The sequence below is a fragment of the Mesorhizobium sp. M7A.F.Ca.US.011.01.1.1 genome (assembly GCF_003998295.1).
Taxonomy (GTDB): Bacteria; Pseudomonadota; Alphaproteobacteria; order Rhizobiales; family Rhizobiaceae; genus Mesorhizobium.
Map to the genome: position 1 here is coordinate 1 of NZ_RZRT01000215.1, position 632 is coordinate 632.

The 632-nt window shown below is 61.6% G+C and carries 1 protein-coding gene; it reads left to right on the forward strand.

Translation table 11 applies throughout. The annotated features are described in order from the left end of the window. The coding region (locus EOA13_RS37395; RefSeq protein ID WP_127298061.1) for an MFS transporter at positions 1-523 on the forward strand (523 nt) is incomplete at its 5' end. Positions 524-632 lie beyond the last annotated feature (109 nt).

Here is a 632-nt window from a genome sequence, read left to right on the forward strand (position 1 = left end):
GCTCGACGCGGCTCTTGTTGGGATCGTCATGTCGGTCGGTCCGCTTGTCGCCGCGCTGACCGGTGTGCCAGCTGGCCGTATAGCGGACCGTTTTGGCGCTGCGCGCATGACCATCATTGGGCTCATCGCGATAGCGGCCGGTTGCTTCATTCTGTCCATGATGGCGGCAACGCTCCCTGGCTATATCGCCTCGATCACAGTCATCACATCAGGCTATGCGCTGTTCCAAACGGCCAACAACACCGCCGTCATGTCGGATATCCGCCCGGACCAGCGGGGCGTCATTTCCGGATTGCTCAATTTGTCGCGCAACCTCGGGCTCATTACCGGCGCATCAGTCATGGGCGCCGTGTTCGCATTTGCCTCAGTGACGTCCGACATCACGACGGCGCGCCCGGAGGCCGTTGCCGCCGGTATGCGGATCACGTTCGCGGTCGCGACGATACTGATCGTCGTCGCGCTCGCCATCGCGGTTGGAAGCCGTGCTCTCGCGGCACGCCCTTCGATGTCTGGCGTGTCATGACACCGTAGTCCGAACGCAACCCGGATGCTTTCGACGAGATGCCGGTGCATGTTCAGATCGGGCGTCAGATCAGCAGCAGGCCCTTCCCGTCATTACAATTGTTCTCACT